Below are 26,173 nucleotides of genomic sequence, written 5' to 3' on the forward strand. Positions count from 1 at the left end.
GACGTTCGTCGGGGCCGGCCGCGACGTTGCGGTCTGCCGCACCCCGGCCCGGAAAGCGTCGACTGGACCCATGATCGAACTCGACGCACTGACCAAACGCTACGGCGGCACGGTCGCGGTGGACGGACTCACGTTCACGGTGAAACCGGGCCGCGTCACCGGATTCCTCGGCCCGAACGGCGCCGGCAAATCCACCACGATGCGGATGATCGTCGGCCTCGACCGTCCCACCTCCGGATCCGCGGCGGTGGACGGCAAGCCGTACGCCGCCCTGGACGCACCACTCCGCGCGGTCGGCGCCGTCCTGGACGCCGCGCCGCTCCACAAGGGCCGCAGCGGTCACGCCCACCTGGAGTTCCTCGCCGCCACCCACGGCATCCCGCGCAGCCGGATCACCGAGGTCCTGGAGCTGGTCGGGATGGCCGGGGCCGCGAAACGGCGCGCGGGCGGCTACTCGCTGGGAATGTCCCAGCGGCTGGGGATCGCCGCCGCGCTGCTCGGCGACCCCGGCGTCGTCATCCTCGACGAGCCGGTCAACGGCCTCGACCCGGACGGCGTCCTCTGGATCCGCACCCTGCTCCGGGATCTGGCCCAGGAGGGCCGGACCGTGCTCGTGTCCAGCCACCTGATGAGCGAGATGGCGGTCACCGCCGACCACCTGCTGATCATCGGACGCGGACGTCTGCTCGCGGACACCGGCCTGGAGGACCTGATCGACCGGGTGCAGGTCGGCACCGTGCTGGTCCGCTCGCCGGACGCGACCCCGCTGCGGGACGCGCTGGTCCGGAACGGCGCCACCGTGACCGCGGACGATCCCGGGACGGCCACCGTCCGCGGGCTCACCGCCGCCGAGATCGGAGAGATCGCGAACCGCGAGTCGCTCGCTCTGCACGAACTGACCCCGCACCGGGCCTCGCTCGAAGAGGCCTACATGAACCTGACCAGGGAAGCGGTGGAGTACGCATGAAGTCCGAGTGGATCAAGACGCGATCGTTGCGATCGAACTGGGTCACGCTGGCGCTGGCCGGTGCGCTCACGATCGCGCTGGCCGGAGCGTTCGGCTACGGGTACGAGGGCGCGATCCGGGCCGGGGAGGAGACAGCGAGCCGGGCGCAGGCCGTCGACGTGACGTATCTCGGCGTCGACCTGCTGGCGCTGATCCTCGGGGTCTTCGGCGTGCTGCAGGTCACCAGTGAGTACGGCGCCCGCACGATCCGGGCGACGCTGACCGCGGTGCCGCGCCGGTGGCGGGTGCTCGCGGGCAAAGGGCTGCTGCTGGTGGCGCTGCTGACACCGATCACGCTCGTCGTCAGCGTGGCGAGTTTCCTCGTCGCGCAGGCGTTCCTGGGCGACGACGGGGTGTCGCTGGGCGATGCCGTGCGGCCGGTCCTCGGGGCCGCCGTCTACCCGGTCGCGGCGGCGCTGATCGGGCTCGGGATCGGCACGGCGCTGCGGCACAGCGCGGCCGCGATCACCGTGTTCGTCGCGGTGTTCCTGATCATCCCGGCCCTGCTGCCGGCCACGATGTCGCAGTCGTTGGAGGACCGGACGCTGCGGTACCTCCCGCTCGCGGCGGCGCAGGCGCTCTACACGCAGGGCCGCGACGACGGGCCGATCCACCTGCTGAGTCCGTCCGCCGGAGCCGTCGTCCTCGCGCTCTGGGTGACCGCGCTCCTGGGCGTCGGCGCCACCGTCCTCCTGCGCCGGGACGCGTAACCTCCACCGGATCTCCACAACGTCCGCGCCCCGCCGCCACCACCTGGTCCTACGGTGAGGCCCATGAGCGAGCGGCGGGTCCTCGTGGTCGAGGACGAGCGGACGATCGCCGAGTCGATCGCGACCCGGCTGCGGGCCGAAGGGTTCGCGGTGGAACTGGCCGGCACCGGGCCCGCCGCGGTAGCGGCGTTCACCGCGAACCCGCACGACCTGATCGTCCTCGACATCATGCTGCCCGGATACGACGGGCTCGAGGTCTGCCGCCGGGTGCAGGCGATCCGCGCCGTGCCGGTGCTGATGCTCACCGCCCGGGACGCCGAGACCGACCTGCTGGTCGGGCTGGCCGTCGGGGCGGACGACTACCTGACCAAGCCGTTCAGCATGCGTGAGCTGGTCGCCCGGGCCCACGTACTGTTGCGGCGCACCGACCGGGCCGCCGAGCTGAACTCGCCCGCGGACGAACGCATCACGATCGACGACGTCGAGGTCAGCCTGACCGAGCGGCGGGTCTGGGTCGGCCGCGAGGAAGTGCATCTGACCCGCACGGAGTTCGAACTGCTGGTGTGTCTGGCCTCCCGGCCCCGGGCGGTGCTGCCCCGGGAGCGGTTGCTGGCCACGGTGTGGGGCTGGACCGACGGCGCCGGGAGCCGGGCCGTCGACAGCCACATCAAGGCGCTGCGGCGCAAGCTCGGCGGCGATCGGATCCGGACCGTCCACGGGATCGGCTACGCCTGGGAGCCGAACCGGTGATCCGCCACCTCTGGCAGACCGTCGCCACCCCGCTGCGGCGGCTCCCGGAGCCGCTCGGGCGGATCCGGTCGATCAAGCTCAAGCTCGCGATCCTGCTGGTCGGCTCGGGCGCCGCCGGGTTCGCGGTGTTCGTGCTGAGCATCGGATGGCTACCGCCGTGGACCACGATCACCGCATTGGCCGTCGCGCTGATCACGTCCCAGTTGCTGGCCCACGGCACCACCGCGCCGATCCGGGCGATGACCGCGGCGGCCCGCACGATGAGCCGCGGTGACTACAGCCAGCGGGTCTCGACGTCGTCCCGCGACGAGGTCGGCGACCTGGCCCGGGCGTTCAACCGGATGGCCGAGGACCTGGAGACCGCCGACCGGCAGCGGCGCGAGCTGATCGCGAACGTCTCGCACGAGCTCCGGACGCCGATCACCGCGCTGCAGGCGGTGCTGGAGAATCTGGTCGACGGGCTCGCCGAGCCGGATCCGGTCACGCTGCGGGCCGCGCTCGGGCAGACCGAGCGGTTGTCGAGGCTGGTCACCGAGCTGCTCGACCTTTCCCGCCTGGATGCCGGGGTGGCGCCGCTGCGGCGCAGCCCGGTGAAGCTCGGACCGTTCCTCACCGCCGCCGTCGAGGCCGCCGCCGTGGGCACGGACGTGCGTCTCGAGGTCGACGTCCTGCCCTGGGATCTGCAGGCGAACGCGGACGAGGCCCGGCTGCACCAGGTGGTGGCCAATCTGCTGGACAACGCAGCCCGGCACAGCCCGCCGGGAGGGCAGGTGCTGGTGCGGGCCCGCGGGCTGCCCGCGCTCGGCGGCGGACGGCCCGGGCTGCTGCTCGAGGTGACCGACGAGGGTCCCGGTATACCGCCGGAGGAGCGCACCCGGGTGTTCGACCGGTTCAGCCGCGGCTCGACCCCGGGGGTCGCCCGGGACGGCGGCACCGGTCTCGGCCTGGCGATCGCCCGCTGGGCGGTCGAGCTGCACGGCGGCACGATCTCGGTCGCCGACGCCGCACCCGGCTGCCGCATCCAGGTGACGCTGCCCGCCTGACCCCCGTAGCAACCCGCCGCGTGGCCGAAACCGCCATCCGGCCCTGCCGCCCTGTCCGTGAACCCTCCCGAGGAGCGTCGTGCCCGAGAAGGACCCCGCCGAAGACCAGGCCGCCCAGGCGGCCGAGCCCGGAAAGTCCGCGACCGCGAGTGGCGGCTTCGCCTCGCCCGCCGGCGACACGTCCGCCGCTACCCGGCCGCCCGCGCCGCGCACCGCGCTCACCGGCACCACCGCGACCACCGCCCGGCCCCCGGCCCCGGCCCCGGCCGCGCGGCCCCCGGCCGCGCCCGGACAGCCGGCGTGGGCGTCCGGATCGAGCTGGCCCGCACCGCAGCCGGTCTGGTCTCCGGAGGTGTGGCCGCTCACCCGCGACGGCGCGCCTCCCCGGGTGCTCCTGGCGGCCGTGGCCGCCGGCGGCATCGGCGCCGCCACGCTCGTCACCGACCGGCTCGGCCTCGGGATCGTGCTCGCGGCCACCGCGGTGCTCGGCGCCGCCCTCGCCACCCGCCCGCACACCCTGCGCCACCGCCAGGTCGCCTTCGCCGCGCTCACGCTCGCGCTGACCAGCGTCGCCGCGATCCGGTCGGCCGGTTGGCTGGTCGGTCTCTGCCTCCTGGGCGCGGTACTCACCGGCATCCTTTCGGTGACGGCCGGACGCACCTGGACCGGCCTCGGGCTCGGCGCGCTCTCCCCGCTCACCGCGCCGCTGCGCACGTTCACCTGGACCGTCCGCGGCACGAGCCGCCTCAAACGGCGGCGCTTCCCGGTCGTCCGCGCGCTGCTCGTCGCCGCGGTCTCGCTCACCCTGCTGACGATCTTCGGTGCACTGTTCGCCGGGGCCGACCCGGTCTTCGCCGAGCTCGTCGGAAACCTGCTCCCGCGCCCGGAACCCGGGCCCGGCGTCGGCCGCGTGGTCCTGTTCGCGTTCGCCGCCGGTGTCGCGCTGCTCGCCGCCACGCTGGCCCACCAGGCCCCGGACTTCGACGCGCTCGCCCCGACGACCCGCCCGACCCGTCCGCGCCTCGAATGGGCGATCCCGCTCACCGCCCTGAACCTGCTCTTCGCCGGCTTCGTCGGCGTCCAACTCGTGGTTCTGGCGGACGGGGACCGCTACGTGAGGCGGACGGCGGGCCTGACCTACGCCGACTACGCACGGCAAGGGTTCTGGCAGTTGCTCGCGGTCACCGCGCTGACGTTGCTGGTGATCGCGGTCGTGGTGCGGATCGCCGGGCGGGCGACCCGCGGGGACCGGATCGCGCTGCGTACGCTCCTCGGTCTGTTGTGCCTGCTCAGCGCGCTCGTGGTGGCGTCCGCGCTGCGGCGGATGTGGCTGTACGAGGACGCGTACGGGTTCACCCGGCTCCGGGTGCTGGTCCAGGCCGTCGAGCTGGGGCTCGGGGTCGTGTTCGGGCTGATCGCCGTCGCCGGCCTCCGGCTGGAGGCCCGCTGGCTCCCCCGCGCCGTGCTCGCGACCGGCGCGCTCACCCTGCTCGGCCTGGCCGCGCTCAACCCCGACGGGTTCATCGCCGATCACAACGTGACCCGCTACGAGCGCACCGGACGCATCGACGTCGGCTACCTGTCCGGTCTCTCGGCGGACGCGATCCCCGCACTGGATCGCCTACCCGAACCGAGGCGGGCCTGCGCGCTCGGGCCGCTGCTCTACGACCTGCCCGACCACGAGCCCTGGTACAGCGCGAACCTCAGCCGCTCGCGTGCGCGGGACCTCCCGGTCGGCCCGTGCTAGTAGCTGGTCGGCCCGTGCTAGCAGCCGGCGGGAAAGGACGTCAGGGGCGTCGTCACGACGAACACCTTCTCGTTGCCCTTCACCGGGTCCTGCACGGCCGTGGCCGGCAGCGCCAGCGCACCCTTGAGGTACTTCGGGCAGTCGGCGTTGAACACCGCCCGCTCGCCTTCACCCGGCCGCGCGCCCTGGTCCTCGTCGGCGAAGCCCTTGGACGGGAACCACTCGTAGCTCTCCACCGTGTGCAGCACGACCAGCCGGACCCCGGCGCCGGTGGACTGCTCGGGCATCGGGCCGGCGAGCGGATAGATCCAGACCACGTCCGCTCGCACGATCAGCTGCTTCAGCGAGCCGGACGTGACGGTCAGCGACCCGGTGGCCCGGATCGGCTTGGCCAGCGTGTACCCGGCGCCCAGGTTCGTGACGTAGCCGAGCGTGTCGGTGCCGCTGACGATCGCCTTCTTCACCTGCGATTGGACGTTCGGCGCGAGCGTCTTCACGTAATCGGACGAGTCACCGCCGAGCACGGCCGGGTCGGTGCGGGCCGCGATCAGCACCGCCCTGGTCTTCTCCAGCACGGTTCCGACGTCCTTGGCCGCCCAGGACCCGGTCTTCGTCGCGGTCGGCATCTGGATGCCCTGCTCGGGCGGGAGGTACTCGTCGGCGGGCGTGCCGTCGAACGGATTGTTCGGGTCGAGCGGGGGCGCGGTCGGACCGGACGACTCCGCCGCGACCTCCGGGTCGACGACCGAGCCGCTCATCGTGCCGTAGAGCGATTTCGCCGCGAGCAGGCCGGCCGGGACGAGGAGCAGGATCACGATCAGCACGCCGATCATCTTCCGCCGCGGCTTGCGACGGACCGCGACCACGCGGTCCTGGCCGTGACGTGCTTCGGTGACCGCGGAGCGGCGGTACCGGAAACCAGGCTCGGTCGGCATCGACCTCGGCTCTCCGTTCGCTGTCGCTGACCCGGCCGCCCCGCCGGAGTGCTGTCAAAATAGGAGTATGCCCGAGGGAGATGTGGTCTTCCGGACCGCGGCCCGGTTGCACGCTGCTCTCGCCGGCCAACGGATCGTCAAGTCCGACCTGCGGCACCCGCGTCTCGCGCTGGTGGACCTGTCCGGACGCACGGTGACCGAGGCCGTGCCCCGGGGAAAGCACCTGCTGATCCGCGTCACCGGTGGGATCACGCTGCACAGCCACCTGAAGATGGACGGCAACTGGTGGATCTACCGGCCCGGTCAGCGCTGGCGCAGCCCGGGTCACCAGGTGCGGGTCGTGCTCACCACCGACGAGGTGGTCGCGGTCGGCTCCCGGCTGCACGACCTGGAAGTGATCTCGACCGACGACGAGTCGTCGCTGGTCGGGCACCTCGGGCCGGATCTGCTCGGGCCCGACTGGGACCCCGAGGAGGCGGTCCGGCGGCTACGGGCCACCCCGCGGCGGCCGATCGGCCTGGCCCTGCTCGACCAGCGCAATCTGGCCGGGATCGGCAACCTCTACCGGGCCGAGGTGCTGTTCCTCCGGGGCGTCCACCCGGAAACCCCGGCCGGCGACGTCGCGGACCTGCCCGCGATGGTGAACACGGCGCACCGCTTGCTGTTCGCGAACCGCGCGCGGGTCGAGCAGTCGACCACCGGTTCGCTCCTCCGCGGGCAGGAGCGGTACGCCTACGGGCGCCGCGGACGCCCGTGTCTGCGGTGCGGCACCCGCATCCGGTCCGGTCCGCTCGGCTCCGGCGCCGAAGGCACCGACGCCGAACGAACCGTCTTCTGGTGCCCGGCGTGCCAGCCCCTGCCCGACCCGCCGAAGGGGCCGGCCTGACGCCGTCGTCAGTGCTGGACGCCGCGCTCGCGGTTGGTGTCGTGGACGGTGTTGAGCCCGTACGACATACCGGCGAGGCGGTCGGCGGCTTCGGTGAGACGGGTGGAGAAGCTGTCTTCGCCGCCGCGGGCCACGGCGGCGACACACTCGGCCGCCGCGATCGTCAGCGACTCGTACGCGTCGACGCCCTCGACGAACCGGGAGACGAGTTCGTCCCGTGCCGCCAGGATCTGCGGGCGGGCCTCCGGCGTGGCGGACGGCAGCGTCCGCTCGATCAGTGAGAGCCGGCTGCCGAGGTCTTTCAGCGTCGCGTAGGCGGCGTCGGCCTCGGCCGGAAGGTCTCCCCGGTACGGTCCGAGCCGGTCGAGCATCTCCGGCAGGATCCGCGCGGCCTCGTTCAGCCGCCGGGCGGCGTCGAACGCCGGGGACGTCGCCGGGAGCACCACCCGGTGCGGGAAGTCGATCAGCGCGCCGATCCGCGGACCGAGCAGCGGGGTCAGCCGCTGCCCGATCGTCAGCTCACGCCGCCGCTCCGGTTCCGGCACCGGTGCCGCCGCCAGCTCGCGGTGGTCGCGCTTGCGCAGAATCGCCATCGCGGTGGCCCCACCGGCCGCGCCCGCCCAGAAGATGTCGGGCAGGCCCAGGCCGGCGTAGGGCACCGCCACCAGCGCCGAGCCGCCCAGCGTGGCGGCCCAGACGGTCCAGGTGCGGGCCTTGGTCTTGGCCTTCCGCAGGGCGCGGAGGTGCAGCGCCCGAGCGTCCGGCCCTCGGGATCCGATCATGGCCTACGCCGGCGGCCGCGGGCCGGAGGCCGCATCGGCGTCCCGCAGCTCCTTGAGACGCTGCTCCGCGAGCGGCAGCGACCCGTTGGACACGGCCGCGGGCGGCGTCGTCGTGGCGGCCGGGCCGACGGCGGGCGCCTGCTGGCCCTGCCCGAGCTGACCACCGGCCATGCTGGCCCGGATCTGGTCGAGCCGGGAGGCGCCGGCCATGTCGAGCGCGGACTTCTGGACCTCGAGCATCCGGCCCTCGACCGAGTTCTGGGCCAGCTCGGAGCGGCCCATCGCGGTCGCGTACCGGCTCTCGATCTTCTCCCGCACCTCGTCGAGGCTGGGGACGTTGCCGGAGGCGGTGAGCTGCGACATGCCCTGCAGCGAGTCGGCGACCCGCTCCTGCATCTTCGCCTGCTCGAGCTGATTGAGCAGCTGGGCCCGCTCGGCCAGGCGCTGCTGGAGGAGCATCGCGTTGCTGTCGACGGCCTGCTTCGCCTGCTGAGCGGCGGAGAGGGCCTGGTCGTGCAGCGTCTTGAGGTCTTCCAGCGACTGCTCGGCGGCGACCAGCTGGGTCGCGAACGCCGTCGCGGTGCTCTCGTACTGCGCGGCCTGCTGCTCGTTGCCCTCGGCGCGCGCCTTGTCGGCGAGTACCAGCGCCTGCCTGGCCGAGCTCTGCAGCTTCTCCACCTGCGTCATCTGGCGGGAGAGCTTGAGCTCGAGCTGGCGCTGGTTGCCGATGACGTTCGCGGCCTGCTCGACGAGCGCGCGATGCTGGTTCTTGGCGTCATCGATCGCCTGCTCGATCTGCACCTTGGGATCCGCGTGCGCGTCAACCGTGGCGCCGAGCGATGCCATGAAGTACTTCCAGGCCTTGATGATCGGGTTGGCCATCGGTGTCCTCAACTCCCTGTGGCGCGTGCGACCAGGCCGGAGCCGGCCGCGGCAGAGCCGGCCGGTTCACCAGTCGTGCTCGACCCTCGACATGCGGTGCGTTTCCCCTATCGTCTCAGGCTTGCGCACCATCGTCACCTGACCGCGACCAGGCTCAGGGTCAACCTCAGGGTAGGCGTCAGGGTCAGACCGTAGCCAGGGTTCGTAGCGGAAGGACCGCGGAGAGCAGTCTGGCGCTCGCCTCGGAGTCGTCCGGGTCGGGCCAGGCGAGATGGCTGGCCAGCCACCGGACGACCAGTTCGGCGCCGCGCGGGTCGCGGCCGCTCGCCGACAGCGCGTCGGCGGCGGCGGCGTGGGCGGCCCGCCGGCCCGGCGCGTCCGGGTGTGCCCCTACCAGGGCGGCGAGTGCGGCCGGGTCATCGTCGGCAACCCGACGCAACGCCGGGTGCGTGTCGAGCCGGATGGCGGCCACCGCGAGGGCGTCTTCCAGCGGCAGGCCGCGGCACTCGTCCGCGATCAGGACGACCTCGGCTTCGACCAGCGCGGCGAAAACCTCGTCCTTGTTCCGGAAATGGTTGTAGAGCGTGCCCTTGGCGATGCCGGCGGCCTGGGCGATATCGGTCATCGACGTCCGCCGGGTGCCGCGGTCGGCGATCAGCCGGACGGCCGCGTCGAGCAGGGACGCCCGGGTGCGCCCCATCGCGTTGCCGGCCCGGACCCGAGTGCCGCGCAGCAGCTCCCGGGAGCCCTCGTCGGGCCGACTCGGGCCACCGGAAACCGAGCCACCCGGGATGGGGCCACCCGGGATGGGGCCGCTCACGCGGCTGCGACGACCCGGTGCCGGGTGCGCGCGTCGAGGTGGCTGTCGAGGTGGTGGCCGTGGTCGAGGTGGACCTCGAGGCGGCTGGGACCGGTGCCGACGACCTCGAGCTCGGCGCCGTCGCCACCGACGGCTGCGCCGGTGAGGGCCGCGACCGGCTCGACCGCGTTGAGAACGCTCGCGCTGGCGGCAGGCGTGGTCTCGGCGACCTCGAGCGTGTCGCTCACGTCGCGCAGCACCTCGGAGAGCGGCACCCCGAGCGCGTCGCAGATCGACGACAGCAGCTCGGAGGAGGCCTCCTTCTGGCCGCGTTCGACCTCGGAGAGGTACCCGAGGCTGACTTTCGCAGCCGAGGAGACCTCACGAAGAGTGCGTCGCTGGGCGAGCCGCTGCGATCGCAGCGTGTCGCCGAGGATCCGGCGCAGCAGGACCATCAGGCACCCCTCTCGCGCAGCTGCCAGGGATCAGGCATGGGCTCACCGTACTCCGAGCGGCCAGCGTGAGGCACGGTGACGGGCCGTCGGGGCGTCCGCGTTTGCCGAGGGCGTAACCGGTCGCCGTTTACTCGTGCGTCGGCTAGGAGTGGGGTTCCGTCTGCATCAGCCATCAGCGTCGGTAACGTCCGGACGCTCCTACGGCTTCCCGTCGAGCCGTTCGGCCAGAAGCGCGAGCGCCGCGGAGACGGTGGCCGCGCGGATCGCCGGACGGTCGCCGGCCAGGTGCAGCGCCCGCACCGCCGGTGGCCCGGCCGGGCCGGCCACGCCGACGAAGACGGTGCCGGCCGGCTTGCCGTCCTGCGGGTCGGGCCCGGCCACGCCGGTGGTGCCGATCCCCCAGTCGGCCCCGCACCGCTGCGCCGTGCCCGCGGCCAGCGCGGCGGCGACCTCGGCCGCCACCGGCCCCAGCCGGTCGAGGAGGTCCGGATCGACGCCGACCAGCGCCGCCTTCAGGTCGGTCGCGTACGGCACCAGGCCGCCACGGAACACCCGGGAAGCGCCGGGAACGTCGACGAGGTGCGCGGCGAGCAGGCCACCGGTGAGCGACTCGGCGGTCGCGAGGGTCTCGCCGCGGGCACGAAGCGCCGCGAGGACACCGGCCGCGGTCGGCTCGGTCGGCGGGACCGGTGCGTGGGTCACTCGGCGGGCTCGCCGGCGGCGCGGCCCTTGCGTCGCAGCGCCACCGCCTGGACGACGTAGTCGGCGCCGGTCACGACCGTGAGAACGAACGCGGCGCCCATCAGGATCGCGCCGATCCAGTCGATCGGGCCGGTGATCGGGCACAGGTACCAGATGATGGCGATCACCTGCAGCAGCGTCTTGAGCTTTCCGCCGCGGCTGGCCGGGATCACGCCGTGCCGGAGCACCCCGAACCGCAGCGCGGTGATGCCCCACTCGCGGACCAGGATGATGACCGTGACCCACCACGGGAGCAGGTCGTACGCGGAGAGCCCGATCAACGCCGCCCCGGTGAGCGCCTTGTCGGCGATCGGGTCGGCGATCGCGCCGAACGGCGTGACGAGGTCACGGGCCCGGGCGATCCAGCCGTCCCAGTAGTCGGTGATCGACGCGATCAGGAACAATGCCGCGGTCGCGAGCAGCCAGCCCTGGTGCGTCCCGTCCGAGACGATCAACGCGGCGACGAACACCGGGACGAGGGCGATGCGCACCGCGGTGAGGACGTTCGCGATGTTCAGCAGCGGCGCCTGCCGCTTCGGCGCGGCTCCGGACGGCGTCGCGCCGGTCGCCACGTCGCTCATCCGCCGGTGCCGACGGCGGTGGGCTCCCGGACGTCGAACTCGGCTCCGAAGGCAGATCGGGCCTGATCGACGCCCACGCGGTCGATGACGCCGAGCACCTCGGCGTCCAGATCGACACCCAGACTGCCGGTCACCCGGGCCCGCACGAGGTCGCCCACGGCGAGACGGCCCAGCACCGGGCAGTCGCCGCGGAGCGTGACCGAACCGTCGACCTCGGGCGCCTGGTGCTCGCCGCGGCCCTCGGCCGAACCGTCCTCGTCGACCGACTCCACCAGAACCTCGACGAGCGTGCCGACGCGCTCCTCCGCGCGCTGCGCGGTGAGCTCCTCGGCCAGCCGGGAGATCCGGTCGAAACGGCGGGTGACCGTGTCGCGCCGGATCTTGTCGGGCAGTGTGGCGGCCTCGGTGCCGTCTTCGTCGGAGTAGCCGAAGACGCCGACGGCGTCGAGACGGCCCTCGGTGAGGAACCGGGTGAGCTCGGCGACGTCAGCCTTCGTCTCGCCCGGGAACCCGACGATGAAGTTCGACCGGACCCCGGCTTCCGGGGCGAGCTCGCGCGCGGTGGCGAGCAGTTCCAGGAAGCGCTCGGTCGAGCCGAACCGGCGCATCCGGCGCAACACCGGCTCGCTGGAGTGCTGGAACGAGAGGTCGAAGTACGCGGCGACGCCGGGCGTCTCGGCGATGACCTTCACCAGCGACGGCCGGGTCTCGGCCGGCTGCAGGTACGAGACCCGGACGCGGACGAGGCCGGGAATCGCGGCGAGCTCGGGCAACAGCGCCTCCAGCAGCCGGGGATCACCCAGGTCTTTGCCGTACGAGGACGAGTTCTCGCTGACCAGTACCACCTCGCGGACGCCCTGCGAGGCCAGCCAGCGTGCCTCCTCGACGATCTCGGTGGGGCGCCGGGAGACGAACGCACCGCGGAACGACGGGATCGCGCAGAACGCGCAGCGCCGGTCGCAGCCACTGGCCAGCTTGAGCGGCGCCACCGGGCCGCCCTCCAGGCGCCGCCGCAGAACGCGCGGGCCGGACGCGGGAGCCATGCCCTCCGGGAGGTCGGCGTGGCCGGGGATCGCGGTTTTCGAGGCGGACCGCTCCACCGGCGTGATCGGCAGCAGCGTACGCCGGTCGCGCGGGGTGTGCGCGGCCAGCTCCTCGCCCGCCAGCACCCGGTTGAGCCGGTCGGAGATGTTCGTGTAGTCGTCGAAGCCCAGCACGGCGTCGGCTTCGGGCAGCGCGGTGGCGAGCTCGTTGCCGTACCGCTCGGCCATGCATCCGGCGGCGACGACTTTCGCGCCGCTGCCGGAGGCCGCGAGCAGTGTGTCGACCGAGTCTTTCTTGGCTTGCTCGACGAACCCACAGGTATTGACGAGGACGACGTCCGCGTCCGAGGCGTCGACCAGTTCCCAGCCGTCACCGGCCAACCGGCCGGCGAGCTCTTCGGAGTCGACCTCGTTGCGAGCGCAGCCCAGCGTGACGAGGGCGACCCGTCGGTCGCCGGCATTCCGAGGCATGCGGCGAGCCTACCGGCACTCCGGAGCTTTCCTTACCGGACCGAGGGAGCCGGACACGTAGCGGGGGGAACCGATGTGCATCTACCGTGACAGAAGCCGCGTGCAGATTCACGGTTGAATGCCCACAAAACGGGCGAGGTCCGCGTACACAACGCCGGGTGACGCTCCTACGGCTTACAGTGTGTGGAGTATGTCCACGCACTCAGTGAGGTGCGCACATGGACCAGAACGTCACGACTACCCCGGTGACGCAGGTGACAGCGACGATGGACGCGTTTCGCAAGGAGTTGACGCGCCGTCGTGTCGAGGCCGGCTTATCGAAGAAGGCCCTCGCGCGCCGGATGTCGTTCGACCCGTCGTACGTCAGCCACATCGAGAGTGGCCGGCATCGACCGACGGAAGACTTCGCCCGCCGTGCGGACGACGTCCTCGGCTCGGGCGGCCGGCTGTGGCTGCTCTGGCGTGAATACGACCGCTCACGGCACGAGGCCGCCACCGGCCCGGCCGCGCCGACGTCGGCCACCGCGGCCGACCCGCACTCCGACCTGGTGGTCGAGCGCGAAGAGGCGTCCATGCGGTTCGACGGGCGCAACTACGTCATGACGATCCGCCGTCACCTGCACAACGTGGGCAGCAAGCCGGTCACGCTGTACTGGATCAAGATCTCCAGCGACGACGACTCCGAGTCCGCGCTCGACTGGGACACGATCGACCTGCAGGCGACCTGCGACGGCGAGCCGATGGACTGGCGAGTCGCGCAGGACCAGCCGACGGTGAAGCAGGTCTGGCTCCAGTTCCGCAACGGCGACTACGAGTTCCCGCTCTACCCGGGCGAGCGGACCTGGATCGAGTACTCCTACACGGTCGCCGAGGGCACCTGGGGGCACTGGTTCCAGCGCGCGATCCGGCTGCCCACCCGGTATCTCTCGGTGCGGCTGCGGTTCCCGGCGCACCTGGAGCCGCGGGTCTGGGGCACCGAGACGTCGATGACCGCCGACGGTGCTCCGCTGGCCGCGAACCCCCGGGTGAGCCACTCGTCCGAAGGTGAGGTCGAGTGGCTCTGGGAGGTGCCGCAGCCCCAGCTGAACGCTCGCTACCGCCTGCTCTGGCAGTTCCAGACCCGGGCCGAGCCCGAGCCGCGGTCCGGACGGGCGGTCGACCGTCCGGACCGGACCGAGCCCACCGACCGGAGTGACCACGGTGGGCGCTCAGCGGTACGGAGATCAGCCCTGAACCGGAGACGGCCGGCCGTGGTGCAGTGACCGGAGAAGGTCCAGGTCGACCGCTCCGATCCCGTCGGCGTTGAGGCAGGCGTTGGTGACGGGTGCCACGACGACGACCCGGCACCCGGCCGCCACCGCGCTGGCGACGCCGATCGCCGAGTCCTCCACCACCGCGCACGCCCCCGGGTCGACGCCCAGCAGGCGGGCGGCACGCAGGTACGGCTCGGGGCTGGGCTTGGGGGTCACCACGTCGTCGCCGCAGACGATCACGTCGAAGCGGCCGCGGTCGGTGGCCGCGATCGCGGCCTCGACGTGCTCACGCCCGGACGACGTCACCAGGCCGGTGAGCAGACCCGCGGCCCGGACGGTCCGGACGAGTTCGCGGGCCCCGTCGAACCAGGGCGGCGGCTCTTCGGCGAGAAGGGTGAGCGCCCGCTCCTGGAGCCAGGCGAGGTTACGGTCGAGATGGTCGTCCGGGAGGCCGAGCACTTCGTGGGCGATCAGCATCGCCTCGGCTGTGGCCAACCCGACACTGCGGACGAAGAACTCCGGCGGTAACTGACCGCCGTGGGTGGCGGCCAATTCGGCCATGGCCTGGTCCCACACGTCGTCGCTCGCGACCAGGGTGCCGTCCATATCGAACAACACGGCCCGTAACGCGACGTCATCCTGTGGGCTTTCCTCACTTCCCGGCAAGTGCGACACACCCCAGAGTGATTCGACACCTGGGCGGAGGCAATCGCTCAGATGCCCCATCGGCGTGAGAATGGATGAGTATTCCCGCCGGTAAGGCGGTTCCGGGGCGGTATCGCCCCGGTGGGGTGTCAGCGGGAATCGGGGTCGAAGCGCTAATCTGCGCTTCCGTGGCCTCTCTAGCAACTTCCGTCACAACGTTCACGCCTGTTGGCCCCGCTCGCTCCGCGTCCAGTGCGGACATGCGTGCGCTGGGGATCGCACAGGTGGAGGACGACCCCGGTCTGCAGTGCGCAGCCGACGGATTCGTGTTCCCGTTCGACGCCGCGCTCGCGACGGAAACCATGAATCAGCTCCGGGACGCGGTCCGGCGGATCCGTCTCGTCCATACGTTCAGTAAGGGCATGGGGCTCGCCGCTCCGCAGATCGGTGTACCGCGGCGGGCCGCGATCGTGTTCCCGGCCGGTTCCGACGAGGCGATCACGCTGGTGAACCCGCGGGTCGTCGACCAGTCCGCGACGCTCGACGTCCCGCGCTACGAGGGCTGCCTGAGCTTCTTCGACGTCCGGGGACGGGTGCGGCGTCCGCTCGCGCTCACGGTCGAGCACCAGCGCGAAGACGGCACGCTGGAACGGAGCACGTTCGGCGGCAGCGTCGGGCGTCTGGTGGCACACGAGATCGACCACCTCGACGGCCTTCTGTACTCGCATCTGCTGGAACCGGGCGAACGGCTCATTCCGGTGGCGGACTACCGGGGTACCGGGGTGGGGTGGCACTACTGACGGAGGCGTCCGGGACGAGCGGGACGACGTGCGGGAGCGTGGGCACCAGCAGCGAGGTGCCGAGCACGACCCGCTCCCAGCCGGTGAGCGGGAGGCCGGACCGATCGGCGAGCGCGACGATCTCCCGCCAGTTGCCGGTCCGGCCGTCGAGTGCGTCGCCGAGGAGCGCTTCGAGGCGGGTGGGGTGCGTCAACCGGCCGCGGATGCGGGCGACCGTGCCCGCCAGCGTGAGGTCGACGCGCTCCTGCTCGGACTCCAGCCCGACGGCGAGCTCCGCGGCGCGGTCGTCGGCCCGGTCGTCGCGGTGGAGGGCACGGTAGAGCGCGGCGCGTTCGGCCGCGGTGCAGCAGATCCCGATCTCGCGGACCAGATCCGCGGGTTCGTCGGCGCTGTGGACGAGGTTGAGCTGCTGGTTGAGCGTACCGAGGACGTAGCGGAGCTGGCCGGGGCGGCAGCGGGCCGGGTCCGACGAGCCCTTGACCCTGGTCAGCGCCGAACAGGCGGTCTCGGCCGGCGACCGGGAGGGGTCCGGCGCCCGCAGGAGGAGCACGAGCGAGTCGGTCGCGGACATGTAGAGATCGGCCATCTCCCGCCGGTCACGGGTCGCGGTGTTCCACTGGTACTGCCAGAACGCGCGCACCGCCCACCGGTTGACGCGGAACCGCTGGGCATAAACCACCCGCCATCCCCGCACGGACAGCCACTCCAATGCCGCCGACAGTTTCCGGCGCACCACGGCATCGGGTTTGAGCAGCGCAAATGCGTGCCGGTCGGCGATACCGAATGCATCGTTACCGGCAATCCGGAAAAGGTCTTCCCAGGAGTCGCGAAAATACGTGTCGACCGAATAGAGCTGACGCTTGACCGCCGAGTGAGCTAATCGGGCGTCCACCGGCCGGGGAATTGCAGCGGTGTCCAGTTGAATGATTTCCGGCTTCGCCGGGCGGACAAATTGGTCCGGCGCAGGCACCGTCCCCTCCAGACCGCTCGGCGGTCGCTCGACGTGCCCGGTGTCATCGTCCCAGTACAGCGCGCGGACGCAGGTTGCACCGGGGAGTCATACCGCAGCGATGCGTCCACACATTCGGGCAGCATCGGCTGTATTCGACCGCGGATGAAGTGCCGCTACCCCTCCACGGTAGCTTAGTTCTCCGGTAACGAGATACCGATTCGAAAGGTCGCATGCGGTGACCGAGCAAAATATCCCCGCAAAGCTCGTCGCACTGACGTCCGTTCGCGGCGTCGGATGTACCGGAGTCACTTTGCGCGCCATTTCCGAACTCGAAGAAATCGCGGATCAATCAGAACTCGTAACGCAGAGCATGCGTTTTCTGCGGCGCGAACTCTCCGGGTACGCGAGCCTCTGGCACCTCGAGCGGCGGCTGCGGTCGGGCGACCCGCGGGTGGAGCTGCCGCGCTTCGCGGCGCAGCTGGAGCACGACGCGGAAGCCGCCGTGAACACGGCCTACGAGCTGCTCTCCGGCCGCACCGGCGGGTTCCTGGCCGCCCCGAGCAGCGGAATCACCAAGCGGCTGCTGGCGCGCGTCGGTGCGGCGGAGATCGGGTCGTCCGCGGCCGTCACGCTCGACGGGCAGACCGGGCTCGCCGGGGCGGACGCGGTCGGGCCGACCGAGATCCTCAACATCGTCGGCACCCGGGAACTGGCCGGGCGCCTGCCCACCGTCATCGTCACGACGCCAGACCGGCTGGTGCCGCCGGACGTCTTCGAGACGCTCGGCTCCCCGCTCTTCGAGCGCATCCCACTGGACGCGTTCGACGCCGTGGTGGTCGGCGGCGAGGTCCTCACCCCGCGGGAGGCCGGTGCGCGAGCCGCCGCGATGGCGGCTCACCGGACCCCCTGACCGGCTCTACTCGTCCGGGACGCTGCCGCCGCGCAGGATCGTGATCACCGAATCGAGCTCGTCGGTTTTCACCAGGACGTCGCGGGCCTTCGAACCCTCGGAAGGACCCACGACACCGCGCGACTCCATCAGGTCCATCAGCCGCCCGGCCTTGGCGAACCCGACCCGCAGCTTGCGCTGGAGCATCGACGTCGACCCGAACTGGGTCGTCACGACCAGCTCCACCGCCTGGCACAGCAGCTCGAGGTCGTCGCCGATGTCTTCGTCGATGTCCTTCTTCGCCACGGTCGGCGCGGTGACGTCCTCACGGAACTCGGGATCGCGCTGCTCCTTGCAGAACTTGACGACGGCGGCGATCTCGGACTCGCTCACCCAGGCGCCCTGGATGCGGATCGGCTTGCTCGCCCCCATCGGGAGGAACAGCCCGTCACCGCGCCCGACGAGCTTCTCCGCGCCCGGCTGGTCGATGATGACCCGGGAGTCGGCCAGGCTCGAGGTCGAGAACGCCAGCCGCGACGGCACGTTGGCCTTGATCAGGCCCGTCACCACGTCCACCGACGGGCGCTGGGTGGCCAGCACCAGGTGGATGCCTGCCGCCCGCGCCAACTGCGTGATGCGGACGACGGCGTCTTCGACGTCGCGCGGCGCCACCATCATCAGGTCGGCCAGCTCGTCGACGATCACCAGCAGGTACGGGTACGGACGGTAGACCCGCTCGCTTCCCGGAGGAGCGACGATCCCGCCGTTCTTCACCTTCTTGTTGAAGTCGTCGATGTGCCGGACACCCGAGGCGGCCAGGTCCTCGTAGCGCATGTCCATTTCGCGCACGACCCACTGCAGGGCGTCCGCGGCCTTCTTCGCGTTCGTGATGATCGGCGTCACCAGGTGCGGGATGCCCTCGTAGAGCGTCAGCTCGACTCGCTTGGGGTCGATGAGCACCAGCCGCACCTCGTCCGGCGTGGCGCGGCTCAGGATCGACACGAGCAGCGTGTTGATGCACGAGCTCTTCCCGGCGCCGGTCGCGCCGGCGACCAGGATGTGCGGCATCTTCGCGAGGTTCGCGACGACGAAGCCACCCTCGATGTCCTTGCCGAGCGCCGCCAGCATCGGGTGCTCGTCGGACGTCGCGGCGTGCGACCGCAGGACGTCGCCGAGCGACACGTTCTCGCGGTCGGTGTTCGGGATCTCGACGCCGACCGCGGACTTGCCCGGGATCGGGCTGATGATCCGGACGTCGGGCGACTTCACCGCGTAGGCGATGTTGCGGGACAGCTGCGTGATCCGCTCGACCTTGACCGCCGGGCCGAGCTCGATCTCGTACCGCGTCACGGTCGGCCCGCGGGTGAAGCCGGTGACCGCGGCGTCCACGTCGAACTGTTCGAAGACGCCGGTCAACGCGGCGATCACGGTGTCGTTCGCGCGGCTGCGGGTCTTCGCCGGCGGGCCGGACGCGAGCAGGTTGGGCGGCGGCAGCTTGTAGTCGCCCTCGGTCGCGGTGAGCGCGAGCTGCTCGGCACGGGTCGGTGCCGGCGTGTGCTCGGGCGCGGGCTTCGGCGGCGTGGCCGGGATGTCGGACGGCGACGCGCGTCGCACGCCGGGCCGCGGGCCGGGTACGCCGGCGGCCGGAACGCTCTCGGGCCCGGAGCGCCGGATCGCGCCGGTCTCCTCGGGGTCGCCGGCCGGGCCGTTGTCGGGCGTGATGCCCTCGGGCGTCCGGCGGCGCCGGCGTGGCCTCGGCGCCGCGGCGATCGCGTCGTCGACGACGTCGAGCCCGGCGTCCTCGTCGTCCTCCTCCGGCAGCACGCGAACCCGGCCCTGGGTGAGGCCCCAGAGCTGGTCGAGCCGCGCCGGGATCGCCGCGATCGGCGTCGCGGTCACGACCAGGACTCCGAACAGGACGACCAGGACCAGGATCGGGATCGCCACCCAGGCGGTGACCGCGGCGACCAGTGGACCGGCCGCGAACCGCCCGATCACTCCCCCGGCGTGCGTCCAGGTGTCGGGGTTCTTCGCGTCACCGGCTCCGAGGTGGAACAGGCCCAGTAAACCGAGGATGAGCGCCGACCATCCGACGAGCATGCGGCCCCGGTGTTCCGGGTCGGCAGGCGTCCGCATCATCCGGACGGCGGCCGCTCCGAACAGGACCGGGAGCGCGACGGCGAGGGAGCCGAACAGCCAGCGGACGGCCATCCGGGTCAGTTCACCGGTGGGGCCACCCGCGTCGAACCAGAGCGCGGCGGCCGCGACGATCCCGAGTGCCAGGACCAGCAGACCGGCACCGTCGCGCCGGTGCTCGGGCGGCAAGTCTCGCGCGCTCGAGGCCTGACGCCCGGCCGCGCGGACGCCACCCCCGACGCCACGGGCCAGGAGCAGCCAGGCGTTGACGAACACCTGGGTCGGGCCGGGAACGCGGGACGGAGGAGCCTTGCGAGCGGGGGCGCGCTTGGTGGCTTTGGCGCCGGCTTTGCGGGGGGTGGCCTTCGATCCGGCGGCCTTGGCCGCGGTGGCCTTGCGCGGAGCAGCCTTCTTCGCGGGCCCGTTCCTGCTTCCGGACACACGAGAACCACCACCAGGCATGTAACAACCGTATCGTGCCGACACTCGTCCCTCGGGCTGCCGCGCCGCGCCCGGAACGATTACTGGTTGTACGACCGTTGTTCCCTGGGAGAGGAATGCTCGCCACCCGGAAGACTCTGCCACCAGGAAAGGACAGCGATGGCGTCCATCATGAACCGTCTCCGCGCGTTTGCCCGGACCCCGAAGGGACAACGCCTGATCGCTCAGGCCCAGCGGGAGATGGCAAAGCCCTCCAACCAGCAGAAGCTCCGTAAGCTTTCCAACCGGTTGAAGGGCCGCCGCTACTAGCGGTTCTCAGACCTCGAGGACCGTTGGCACGATCATCGGGCGGCGCCGATAGGTGTCGGACACCCAGCGCCCCACGGTTCGCCGCACGGTCTGCTGGAGCTGCCGCGGTTCGATGACCCCATCGGCCGCGGCGGCGTCCAGCGCCTGCTCGATCAGCGGAAGCACCGGGTCGAACGACGACGGGTCGTCGGCGAAGCCGCGGGCCGCGACGAACGGGCCACCGACCACCTTGCCGGTCGCCTCGTCGACCACCACCGTCACCGCGATGAAGCCCTCGTCGCCGAGGATCCGCCGCTCGGTCAGCGCGGCCTCGCCGACGTCGCCGACCGCCAGGCCGTCCACGTAGACGTAGTGGTTGTCGACGTGCCCGGTGATCTTCGCGACGCCGTCGACCAGGTCGACGACGTCCCCGTCAGCGCAGAGCACGATGCGGTTGGCCGGCACGCCGGTCTTGGCTCCGAGCCGGGCGTGCGCCTGCAGGTGCCGCCACTCGCCGTGCACCGGCATGAAGTTGCGCGGCTTGACCGCGTTGAGCAGGTACAACAGCTCACCGGCCGGCGCATGCCCGGAGACGTGGACCTTCGCGATCTCCTTGTGGATGACGTTGGCTCCCCAGCGGGCGAGCCCGTTGATGACCCGGTAGACCGCACTCTCGTTACCGGGAACCAGCGAAGACGCCAGGATGATCGTATCGCCGGGTTCGATCGTGATGTGCCGGTGGTCGCGGGAGGCCATGCGGCCCAGGGCGCTCATCGGTTCGCCCTGGGACCCGGTCGACATGAAGACGACCTGGGTCGGCGGCAGGTTGGACGCGTCGTCGAGCGACACGACCAGCCCCTCGGGGATGCGGAGCAACTTGAGGTCGCGCGCGACGCCCATGTTGCGGACCATCGAGCGTCCGACGAACGCGACCTTCCGGCCGTGCGCCTGGGCGGCGTCCAGCACCTGCTGGACGCGATGCACGTGCGACGCGAAGCTCGCCACGATGATGCGCTTGGTCGCGGCCCGGAACAGGTCGTCGAGCACCGGCCCGATTTCCCGCTCCGACGTCACGAAGCCCGGCACCTCGGCGTTCGTCGAGTCGGACAGCAGCAGGTCGACGCCCTCCCGGCCGAGGCGGAAGAAGCCGCCGAGGTCGGTGAGCCGGCCGTCGAGCGGCAGCTGGTCCATCTTGAAGTCACCAGTGTGCAGCACCGTGCCGGCCTGCGTGCGGATCGCGACCGCGAGCGCGTCCGGAATCGAGTGGTTGACCGCGAAGAACTCGCAGCCGAACGGGCCGAGCTGCTCGGCCTGGCCTTCACGGACGGTCAGGCTGTACGGCTCGATGCGGTGCTCACGCAGCTTCGCCTCGATCAGCGCCAGCGTGAACCGCGAACCGACCAGCGGGATGTCGGGCTTGAGCCGCAGGAGATACGGAACACCACCGATGTGGTCTTCGTGCCCGTGCGTGAGGACGATCGCCTCGATGTCGTTCAGCCGGTCGGCGATCGGCGTGAAGTCGGGCAGGATCAGGTCGACGCCGGGCTGATCGGCCTCCGGGAACAGCACACCGCAGTCGACGACGAGCAGCCGCCCGTCGGACTCGAACACCGTCATGTTCCGGCCGATCGCGCCGAGACCGCCGAGCGGCAGTACGCGCAACCCTCCCGCCGGTAGCGGTGGTGGCGGGCCCAGCTCCGCGGCGGACGCGGACGGTGGGGTGGTCATGCAGCCTCCTTGCCGAGCTCGACACCGCCACGGGCGAGGTCGGCCCGGAGTGTTTCGATTTGCTCAGGGGTGGCGTCTACCAGCGGCGATCGAACCGATCCGCCGGGCAGGCCGAGGATGTTGTAGGCGGCCTTCGTCAGAATCGCGGCCTGGGTGCGGAACACCCCGACGTCGACCGGCAGCATCGCGTGGTGCAACGCCGTGGCGGTCGCGACGTCGCCGCGCTCGAACGCGTCGATCATCTCGCGGATGCGGCGGGCCACCAGATGACCGGTGACGCTCACGACGCCGACCGCGCCGATCGACAGCAGCGGCAGCGTGAGGACGTCGTCGCCGCTGTAGTACGCGAGGTCGGACCCGGCCAGCACCTCGGCGCTCGCGGCCAGGTCGCCCTTCGCGTCCTTCACCGCCACCACGCGCGGGTGCTGCGCGAGCTCGATCAGCGTCTCGGTCGCGAACGCGACCCCGGTGCGGTGCGGGATGTCGTACAGCATCACCGGCAGGTCACTCGCGTCCGCGAGCGTCCGGACGTGCCGGACCAGACCCGCCTGCGGCGGCTTGTTGTAGTACGGAGAAACGATGAGGACGCCATCCGCCCCGGCCTTCTCGGCCGTGCGGACGAGCTCGATCGAGTGGTGGGTGTCGTTGTTGCCGGCCCCGGCCACGATCGTCGCGCGATCACCGACGGCCTCGATGACGGCCCGGAGCACCGATTCCTTCTCGGCGTCGGTCATCGTCGGGGCCTCGCCGGTGGTGCCGTTGACGATCAGGCCGTCGTTGCCGCCCACGTCGACCAGGTGCTCGGCGACCTTCTGGGCGCCTTTCAGATCGAGCGACCCGTCCGCCGCGAACGGCGTGACCATGGCGGTGAGAACGCGGCCGAACGGCCGCCGTGGATCGGCGCTCATGCTGCTCACGCTACCGTCCCGGCGGCCGTACTGCGTCGGGGGACTCAGCCCTCCGTGACCAGTGGGCTGGTTGCAACTTCTGTGCCGTCAGGGAGAGCGTCGATCGTGAAGTCGGCAAACGCGTTCGCGGCGATCCGCTGCAGTTCGCGCAGACACGCCACGGCGAGCGCGCGGATCTCGACGTCGGCGTGCTCGGTGGCCCGCATCGCGATGAAGTGCCGCCAGGCGCGGTAATTGCCGGTGACGACGATCCGGGTCTCGGTGGCGTTCGGGAGCACGGCCCGGGCGGCCTGGCGGGCCTGCTTGCGGGCCAGCGTGCGGTTGGTGGCGCCTTCCTCGGCGAACTTCTTCTCGAGGCCCTCGAGCAGCGTCGTGTAGGCCGCGACACTGGCCTCGGCGGCCTGGGCGAACGCCTCGTGCAGCTCGGGGTCGTTCTTGATGATGTCGGGCTCGACCATGGCCGCGTCGCGCTCGGGGACGTAGCGCTGGGAGAGCTGCGAGTACGAGAAGTGCCGGTGACGGATCAGCTCGTGGGTGAGCGACCGGGAGACGCCGGTGAGGTAGAACGTGACGCTGCCGTGCTCGAGCACCGAGAGATGGCCCACGTCGAGGATGTGGCGCAGGTACCCGGCGTTCGTCGCGGTGGCCGGATTGGGCTTGCTCCAGGACTGGTAGCACGCGCGGCCCGCGAATTCCGCGAGTGCTTCCCCGCCGTCGGCGTCGGTCTCCCAGGGGACGTCGGCCGGCGGTTCGAAGTGCGTCCAGGCGATCGCGCGGACAGACAGGGGCACGATCTCGGCCACAGGGGGTCTCCTTGCTGCGTTTTGGGGCGGGGTGCGCAGGTCAGGATACGAAGAACCAGTCGAATGGGGCCCACGGGAGGTTGCGCAACACGGCGAAAACCACCCAGAAAAGGAGGTATCCGAAGACCGCGATCAGCGGGATGCGCTTGCTCGGCAGCGTGATGCCGGCGACCCGCTTCGCCGTCCAGACGATGTAGGCCCAGGCGAGGATCGGAACCGCCACCAGCGCGACGATGTGGAATCGTGCGGCCTGCGCGATGTTGCCGTGCAGCAGGTACCAGACCATGCGGGTGCCGCCGCAGCCCGGGCAGTCGAGCCCGGTGAGCAGCTTGAACGCGCACGGGCCGAGCGGATCCAGCTGACTGTCGGTCGGGTCGTTCTGCAGCACGTACGTGCAGGCGGCGCCGACGCACCCGAGGACCGCCAGCGGCGCGAGCCACGAAGGCCTGGTCCAGGCGGCGTGGATGATCCGCTCGAAGCGGTTCGCCGGCACGTACGACCAAGTCTGGTCGTGCTCGTGGGTGCCGCTCTCGGGGTGTGGGACGGGTCCACCGGCCGCTGCCAGCGGCCCGGGCGCTCCAGCCTGCTCGAGCATCCGTTCTCCTCCGATCGCTCTGACGCGACGATACACGCGGCCCGCGAGACCCGACCGGCCGTCGTCGCCCTCCGGACAACAAGGGCAGCCGACCCGGCCCGGCGCGGCTCAGCCCGGCGCGGCTCAGCCCGGCGCAAGCGGCGGGCGACCGGCTGCTCCATGCGGTCAGCGGCCCGGCACGGCCAGCGGTCGGGTACGGCGAGCAGTCCGACGCTGCGGGCGCCCGACCGCGGGAACCCGATCTGGAGGCCCGCCTCAGGAAGCCGCAGGAGCCGGCGCGAAGTGACCGACGCGCAGCCCCCGCGGGTGCCACGCGACACCCCGGGACCAGGCTAAACAGGCCGCCTCCCGGCCCACCCCGGCCCGGCCCACGCGGCCCACGCGGCCCGGCCAGCCCCGGCCTACGCAGCCCGGCTCACGCGCGGCCCGGGCTCACGCGGCCCGGCCCACCCCAGCCGGCCCACCCCGGCCCGGCCCGGCCGACGCGCTCGGCCCGGCCGACGCGCTCGGCCCGGCCGACGCGCCCGGCCCTCCCCACCCAGCCCCCCGCGCTCACCGTGGGGGAGCCGATCAGGGAGCCAGTAGGGCTGACGTGAGCGGAGCGGCCAGATCGCCGTTCTGGACTACCTCCACCGCGTCGAGACCGAGCCATTCCGCCAGCGCTCGTAGCTCTCCGGCCAGTGCGTCCGCGGCGTCGGCGGCGAACTGCCTGCGGCGGGCGGCCGCGCCCGAGGTCGAGGCGCTCCGACCGGCTGGAGCCTCGCCGGGCGGCGCGAGAGGTCCGGGGCGGACGACGGGCTCGCCGAAGGCGCCCTGGACGCGGAGGACGCCGGCCGCGCGGTCGGCTTTGAGGTCTACCCGGCCGACGAGCTGACCGCGGAACAGGAACGGCAGGACGTAGTAGCCGTGCACCCGCTGGGCCGCGGGCGTGTAGATCTCCAGCCGGTACCGGAAACCGAACATCCGCTCGGTCCGCGGCCGGAACCACACCAGCGAGTCGAACGGCGAGAGCAGCGCCGTCGCCCCCACGCGGCGCGGGATGCGCGCGCCGGCGGCCAGGTAGGCGACGTCACGCCAGCCCTCGACCTGGACCGGGATCAGCGCGCCCTCCTCGACCAGCTCGGCGACGGCGGGCTTGGACTGGTGGGGTTTGAGCCGGTAGTAGTCGCGCAGATCGGGCTCGGTCGCCACGCCCAGGCAGCGGGCCGAGAGACGGATCAGCTCGCGGAACGCGGTCGGCCGGTCGGGCGTCGGAGTGGCGAGGACGTCGGGCGGCAGGACGCGCTCGGTGACGTCGTAGCGGCGCTCGAAGTTCCGCCGGTCGACGGTGCTGACCTCGCCGGCCCAGAACAGGTACTCCAGCGCGAGCTTGCTCTCCCGCCAATCCCACCACGGGCCCGATCGCGGCGCTCGCGGCCCGTTCTCGGCCTCGAGCTGCCCCGCCGTCATCGGCCCGCGTTCCTCGAGCGTCGACTTCACCTTGGCGACGAGCCCGGGGTTCTCGGCGGCGATGCGCCGCATGCCGCCCCAGGCTTTCTCGTGCGCGTCTTCCATCCGCCAGCGCAGTAGCGGCTGGACCTCGACCGGGAGCAGCGAGGCCTCGTGCGCCCAGTACTCGAAGACGCGGCGGGGCTGCCGGTAGGCGAGCTTCTCGAGCTGCTCGGGCGGGTAGGCGCCGAGGCGGCTGAAGAGCGGTAGGTAGTGCGAGCGGACGAGGACGTTCACCGAGTCGATCTGGAACAGCCCCACCCGATCGAGCACCCGGCGCACGGCCCGGCCCCCGGGCACACCGGCCGGGGGCGGATCGGCGAAGCCCTGCGCGGCCAGCGCGGCCCGGCGTGCGTCGGCCGCGGACAGGCTTTCCGGCGTTCTCTCCACGTCGCCCAGTCTGCCCGCCCCCTCCG

Annotated in this window: 25 protein-coding genes; 9 read left to right on the forward strand and 16 right to left on the reverse strand. The window is 71.9% G+C overall.

Annotated features, from left to right (window positions below; genetic code table 11):
- Positions 1-70: 70 nt before the first annotated feature.
- From ACIBZJ_RS24695 to ACIBZJ_RS24715, 5 genes are all read left to right on the forward strand, one after another.
- Positions 71-967, forward strand: coding sequence for an ABC transporter ATP-binding protein (locus ACIBZJ_RS24695; RefSeq protein WP_395933389.1), 897 nt, complete (start codon positions 71-73; stop codon positions 965-967).
- On the forward strand, positions 964-1,716 hold the full coding sequence (locus ACIBZJ_RS24700) for an ABC transporter permease (RefSeq protein WP_395933391.1): 753 nt from the start codon (positions 964-966) through the stop codon (positions 1,714-1,716). The genes ACIBZJ_RS24695 and ACIBZJ_RS24700 overlap by 4 nt, the downstream gene beginning before the upstream one ends.
- A 63-nt stretch (positions 1,717-1,779) precedes the next feature.
- Positions 1,780-2,466: a response regulator transcription factor gene (locus ACIBZJ_RS24705; RefSeq protein WP_395933393.1), complete on the forward strand. Its 687-nt coding sequence runs from the start codon at positions 1,780-1,782 to the stop codon at positions 2,464-2,466.
- Positions 2,463-3,509, forward strand: a complete 1,047-nt coding sequence (locus ACIBZJ_RS24710) for an ATP-binding protein (protein WP_395933395.1) — start codon at positions 2,463-2,465, stop codon at positions 3,507-3,509. Before ACIBZJ_RS24705 ends, ACIBZJ_RS24710 begins: the two co-directional genes overlap by 4 nt.
- Positions 3,510-3,588: 79 nt before the next feature.
- The gene (locus ACIBZJ_RS24715) at positions 3,589-5,256 is read left to right on the forward strand and encodes a DUF4153 domain-containing protein (protein ID WP_395933397.1); all 1,668 of its coding nucleotides are present in this window, start codon (positions 3,589-3,591) and stop codon (positions 5,254-5,256) included.
- A gap of 17 nt (positions 5,257-5,273) precedes the next feature.
- Here the strand turns inward: ACIBZJ_RS24715 and ACIBZJ_RS24720 are convergent, their stop codons facing one another.
- The gene (locus ACIBZJ_RS24720; RefSeq protein WP_395933399.1) at positions 5,274-6,191 is read right to left on the reverse strand and encodes a hypothetical protein; all 918 of its coding nucleotides are present in this window, start codon (positions 6,189-6,191) and stop codon (positions 5,274-5,276) included.
- 67 nt (positions 6,192-6,258) lie between these two features.
- Here ACIBZJ_RS24720 and ACIBZJ_RS24725 point away from each other — a divergent pair, with 67 nt between their 5' ends.
- Positions 6,259-7,077 carry an Fpg/Nei family DNA glycosylase gene (locus ACIBZJ_RS24725; RefSeq protein WP_395933401.1) on the forward strand — a complete coding sequence of 273 codons (819 nt, stop codon included), beginning with the start codon at positions 6,259-6,261 and terminating at the stop codon, positions 7,075-7,077.
- Positions 7,078-7,085: 8 nt separating this feature from the next.
- On the opposite strand, the gene ACIBZJ_RS24730 is transcribed toward ACIBZJ_RS24725, so the two are convergent.
- The 7 genes from ACIBZJ_RS24730 to rimO form a co-directional block, all read right to left on the reverse strand.
- The gene (locus tag ACIBZJ_RS24730) at positions 7,086-7,859 is read right to left on the reverse strand and encodes a hypothetical protein (protein WP_395933403.1); all 774 of its coding nucleotides are present in this window, start codon (positions 7,857-7,859) and stop codon (positions 7,086-7,088) included.
- A 3-nt stretch (positions 7,860-7,862) separates the two neighbouring features.
- Positions 7,863-8,741 carry a PspA/IM30 family protein gene (locus tag ACIBZJ_RS24735; RefSeq protein ID WP_395933405.1) on the reverse strand — a complete coding sequence of 293 codons (879 nt, stop codon included), beginning with the start codon at positions 8,739-8,741 and terminating at the stop codon, positions 7,863-7,865.
- Between the two features lie 184 nt (positions 8,742-8,925).
- Positions 8,926-9,561 carry a helix-turn-helix domain-containing protein gene (locus tag ACIBZJ_RS24740; RefSeq protein ID WP_395933407.1) on the reverse strand — a complete coding sequence of 212 codons (636 nt, stop codon included), beginning with the start codon at positions 9,559-9,561 and terminating at the stop codon, positions 8,926-8,928.
- Positions 9,558-9,995, reverse strand: a complete 438-nt coding sequence (locus ACIBZJ_RS24745; RefSeq protein ID WP_395933409.1) for a helix-turn-helix domain-containing protein — start codon at positions 9,993-9,995, stop codon at positions 9,558-9,560. The genes ACIBZJ_RS24740 and ACIBZJ_RS24745 overlap by 4 nt, the downstream gene beginning before the upstream one ends.
- Before the next feature lie 198 nt (positions 9,996-10,193).
- Positions 10,194-10,697, reverse strand: coding sequence for a CinA family protein (locus ACIBZJ_RS24750; RefSeq protein ID WP_395933411.1), 504 nt, complete (start codon positions 10,695-10,697; stop codon positions 10,194-10,196).
- Positions 10,694-11,317, reverse strand: coding sequence for a CDP-diacylglycerol--glycerol-3-phosphate 3-phosphatidyltransferase (gene pgsA / locus ACIBZJ_RS24755; protein WP_395933413.1), 624 nt, complete (start codon positions 11,315-11,317; stop codon positions 10,694-10,696). Before pgsA ends, ACIBZJ_RS24750 begins: the two co-directional genes overlap by 4 nt.
- Positions 11,314-12,831, reverse strand: coding sequence for a 30S ribosomal protein S12 methylthiotransferase RimO (rimO, locus tag ACIBZJ_RS24760; protein ID WP_395933415.1), 1,518 nt, complete (start codon positions 12,829-12,831; stop codon positions 11,314-11,316). The genes pgsA and rimO overlap by 4 nt, the downstream gene beginning before the upstream one ends.
- Before the next feature lie 218 nt (positions 12,832-13,049).
- Between rimO and ACIBZJ_RS24765 the strand changes: the two genes are divergently transcribed.
- Positions 13,050-14,093, forward strand: coding sequence for a helix-turn-helix domain-containing protein (locus tag ACIBZJ_RS24765; protein ID WP_395933417.1), 1,044 nt, complete (start codon positions 13,050-13,052; stop codon positions 14,091-14,093).
- Here the strand turns inward: ACIBZJ_RS24765 and ACIBZJ_RS24770 are convergent.
- Entirely contained in the window at positions 14,055-14,759 is a 705-nt protein-coding gene (locus tag ACIBZJ_RS24770; protein ID WP_395933419.1) for an HAD family hydrolase, read from the reverse strand. The two genes, ACIBZJ_RS24765 and ACIBZJ_RS24770, sit on opposite strands and share 39 nt — an antisense overlap.
- A gap of 230 nt (positions 14,760-14,989) precedes the next feature.
- Here ACIBZJ_RS24770 and ACIBZJ_RS24775 point away from each other — a divergent pair, with 230 nt between their 5' ends.
- Entirely contained in the window at positions 14,990-15,529 is a 540-nt protein-coding gene (locus tag ACIBZJ_RS24775) for a peptide deformylase (RefSeq protein WP_395933421.1), read from the forward strand.
- Here the strand turns inward: ACIBZJ_RS24775 and ACIBZJ_RS24780 are convergent.
- Positions 15,480-16,421, reverse strand: coding sequence for a nucleoside-diphosphate kinase (locus ACIBZJ_RS24780; RefSeq protein WP_395933423.1), 942 nt, complete (start codon positions 16,419-16,421; stop codon positions 15,480-15,482). The genes ACIBZJ_RS24775 and ACIBZJ_RS24780 overlap by 50 nt on opposite strands.
- A 430-nt stretch (positions 16,422-16,851) precedes the next feature.
- Here ACIBZJ_RS24780 and ACIBZJ_RS24785 point away from each other — a divergent pair, with 430 nt between their 5' ends.
- A complete protein-coding gene (locus ACIBZJ_RS24785; RefSeq protein WP_395933425.1) occupies positions 16,852-17,391 on the forward strand; it encodes a hypothetical protein in 540 nt (179 codons plus the stop codon).
- Between the two features lie 6 nt (positions 17,392-17,397).
- Here ACIBZJ_RS24785 and ACIBZJ_RS24790 read toward each other — a convergent pair whose 3' ends face one another.
- The 6 genes from ACIBZJ_RS24790 to ACIBZJ_RS24815 all read right to left on the reverse strand — a co-directional run bounded on the left by ACIBZJ_RS24790 (position 17,398) and on the right by ACIBZJ_RS24815 (position 26,147).
- On the reverse strand, positions 17,398-19,968 hold the full coding sequence (locus ACIBZJ_RS24790; RefSeq protein ID WP_395933427.1) for a DNA translocase FtsK 4TM domain-containing protein: 2,571 nt from the start codon (positions 19,966-19,968) through the stop codon (positions 17,398-17,400).
- Between the two features lie 294 nt (positions 19,969-20,262).
- Positions 20,263-21,963, reverse strand: a complete 1,701-nt coding sequence (locus ACIBZJ_RS24795; RefSeq protein WP_395933429.1) for a ribonuclease J — start codon at positions 21,961-21,963, stop codon at positions 20,263-20,265.
- On the reverse strand, positions 21,960-22,871 hold the full coding sequence (gene dapA, locus ACIBZJ_RS24800) for a 4-hydroxy-tetrahydrodipicolinate synthase (protein ID WP_395933431.1): 912 nt from the start codon (positions 22,869-22,871) through the stop codon (positions 21,960-21,962). Before dapA ends, ACIBZJ_RS24795 begins: the two co-directional genes overlap by 4 nt.
- Before the next feature lie 44 nt (positions 22,872-22,915).
- Complete coding sequence (thyX, locus tag ACIBZJ_RS24805) at positions 22,916-23,674, reverse strand: FAD-dependent thymidylate synthase (RefSeq protein ID WP_395933433.1); 759 nt, start codon at positions 23,672-23,674, stop codon at positions 22,916-22,918.
- A gap of 40 nt (positions 23,675-23,714) precedes the next feature.
- Positions 23,715-24,269, reverse strand: a complete 555-nt coding sequence (locus ACIBZJ_RS24810) for a DUF2752 domain-containing protein (RefSeq protein WP_395933435.1) — start codon at positions 24,267-24,269, stop codon at positions 23,715-23,717.
- 570 nt (positions 24,270-24,839) lie between these two features.
- On the reverse strand, positions 24,840-26,147 hold the full coding sequence (locus ACIBZJ_RS24815; RefSeq protein ID WP_395933436.1) for a winged helix-turn-helix domain-containing protein: 1,308 nt from the start codon (positions 26,145-26,147) through the stop codon (positions 24,840-24,842).
- Positions 26,148-26,173 lie beyond the last annotated feature (26 nt).

Source organism: Cryptosporangium sp. NPDC051539 (assembly GCF_044454545.1).
In the GTDB taxonomy this organism is placed as follows: domain Bacteria; phylum Actinomycetota; class Actinomycetes; order Mycobacteriales; family Cryptosporangiaceae; genus Cryptosporangium.